The sequence below is a fragment of the Hyphomicrobium sp. genome (assembly GCF_019744875.1).
GTDB lineage: Bacteria > Pseudomonadota > Alphaproteobacteria > Rhizobiales > Hyphomicrobiaceae > Hyphomicrobium_C.
Window position 1 is genome coordinate 397,896 of record NZ_JAIETU010000006.1, and the last position, 2,252, is coordinate 400,147.

At 62.2% G+C, this 2,252-nt stretch carries 2 protein-coding genes; one reads left to right on the forward strand and one right to left on the reverse strand.

Going from position 1 to position 2,252, the window contains the following annotated elements; all coding sequences use genetic code 11:
• Positions 1-9: 9 nt before the first annotated feature.
• The gene (locus tag K2Y42_RS16940) at positions 10-315 is read right to left on the reverse strand and encodes an acyl carrier protein (RefSeq protein ID WP_291154614.1); all 306 of its coding nucleotides are present in this window, start codon (positions 313-315) and stop codon (positions 10-12) included.
• A 280-nt stretch (positions 316-595) separates the two neighbouring features.
• On the opposite strand from K2Y42_RS16940, the gene K2Y42_RS16945 reads away from it, so the two are divergent.
• The gene (locus K2Y42_RS16945) at positions 596-2,251 is read left to right on the forward strand and encodes a cyclic peptide export ABC transporter (RefSeq protein ID WP_291154616.1); all 1,656 of its coding nucleotides are present in this window, start codon (positions 596-598) and stop codon (positions 2,249-2,251) included.
• Position 2,252: the final 1 nt, after the last annotated feature.

Here is a 2,252-nt window from a genome sequence, read left to right on the forward strand (position 1 = left end):
GGCAGATTGTCAGGCTGTGATCGGCAGCGGCTGAACGTCGTCCATTGCCGCACCGCTGGTCGCCGCGCCGCGTTGGGCGATCTTGCGCAGAACGTGGACGCAGATCTGAGTGCAACTCACGAGCAACGCGTCCGTCAGTTCGGATTCAGTGAACTTGATGTCGAATTCCCGCTCCAGAAAGCGGTGAAGCTGAACGTAGCCGAAGGAATCCATCACGCCTTCGCGAAAGAGATCCGTGTCTTCGGGAAAGGTTGCGTCGAATTCGACAAGAAACTGCTGTTCGATAAACGCGCGAATTCTGTCTTCCACTTGCATCAGGCAGCCCCCCAACCGACTGAACGGAGATGCTCCGTGGCAGGAGCCAAAGTTCGCGAATCCCCTTCCGGAATCTAGGGGACGGCCGACGTGCGTAGCAACGGAAATGTCACGCCATTTCTGCGTTTACGCATCTCATGGGGATAAGCGTGCACATCCCGGGTGGTCGCCTTGCGGTCCCGTCGCCCTTTCACTTAGCTGCTATCTGCAACGAAATGACCGTCTGAGCGTCACTGGCGCCGAATGACGCTGACCACCGTCGGGGGGCGTGGAGCGTAAAATGCATGTGCTGCGCTTACTCTCCATCGGGTCGTTCGATACGTTCCGCAGCGGACTGCTGGTCACCTGCATCGCCGGGCTCGGCAATGTTCTGCTGATCGGCCTCATCAATTCCGCAGCGGAGACGGCGGTGGTGGGTGAGCCCGTCGGCATCCAGCTTCTGGTGATGTACGTCATCGCGTTTGCGATCTTCTACGTGGCCGACCGGATTTCCTTGCGGGAGGCGAACCGGCTGCTGCAGCGGCGGCTCGCGGACCTGCGTACGCGTGTGGTGGAGAAGATCCGCTCGGCGGAGCTCAGGCCACTGGAGCACATCAGTCGTGGCGAGATTTACGCGACGGTCGTGCAAGAGACCAATCATCTCTCGCAGAGCTTTCCGCTGCTGGTCAGCGCGGCACAGAGCGTCTGCCTGCTGGCATTTTGCCTGCTCTACATCGCCTATCTCTCCGTTGCTTCGTTCGCCGTCGTTCTCGGGGTGACTGTCGTGGGGTTGCTGCAGTTCTGGCTGCGGCGGCGGCGGCTCTCGCGCGCCATGGCCAGCGTGCACGCGCAGGAAGCCGAGATGTTGAACGCGCTCGGCCATTTCACCGAAGGCTTCCAGGAGATCCGCCTCAACGCCGACAAGAGCGACGCGCTGCAGCGCAGCTTCGCGTCCATCGTGGAAGGCCTCGAAGCGAAGCTCGTGGGCATCGGTGGGACGTGGGTCGGCCTCCTGCTGTTCTCGAATGCGTTTCTCTACTTCCTCGTCGGCGTGGTGATCTTCGTGCTGCCGATGTTCTTCAGCGGCTATACCGACGTGATCTATAAAATCGTGGCGGTTGCGATCTTCTGCGTCGGGCCGGTGATGGCCGTGACGTCGACGGCGCCGCTGTACGACAAGGCGAACGTCGGTCTCGCGCACGTATTCGCGCTCGAACAGCGCCTCGATGCGGGAGCGGTCAAGCAGCCCGAGTCGGCTCGCGACGCGCTCGCGCCTGACTTCCGCGCTTTTCGCGAAATCGCGGTCGATCGCCTGCTGTTCAACTACCGGAGCGAAAGCGGGGCGAGCCTGTTCAAGGCGGGCCCATGGGATTTTAGGATTGCCCGAGGGGAGATCATCTTCCTCGTCGGCGGCAACGGCAGCGGCAAATCGACGGCGCTCAAGCTGATCTCCGGGCTCTATCAGCCCGATAGCGGCGCGATCCGAGTCGACGGCGTGCCCGTGACGGATGCGACGCTGCAAAGCTACCGCGAAATGTTCTCGGCCATCTTCACCGACTTCCATCTCTTCGATCGGCTCTACGGTCTGGACGCCGTCGATCGGGAGCAGGTCGACATGCTGCTGCAGTACATGGGGCTAGAGGACAAGGTCACGTTTTCGGACGGGCGGTTCTCGACGCAGGATCTTTCGACGGGGCAGCGCAAGCGGCTGGCGATGGTCGTGGCGCTTCTGGAGCAGCGCGAGGTCTACCTGTTCGACGAGTGGGCGGCGGATCAAGACGCGTGGTTCCGCGATGTTTTCTACAAGGGCCTGCTGCCGGCGTTGAAGCGCACCGGCAAGACCGTGATCGCGGTCACGCACGACGACCGCTACTGGAGCTGCGCGGACCGGTGCATCGCGCTCGATGTCGGAGAGATCGTTCCCGAGCAGCAGCTCATTGCGGCGGGGGCGGGCTGAC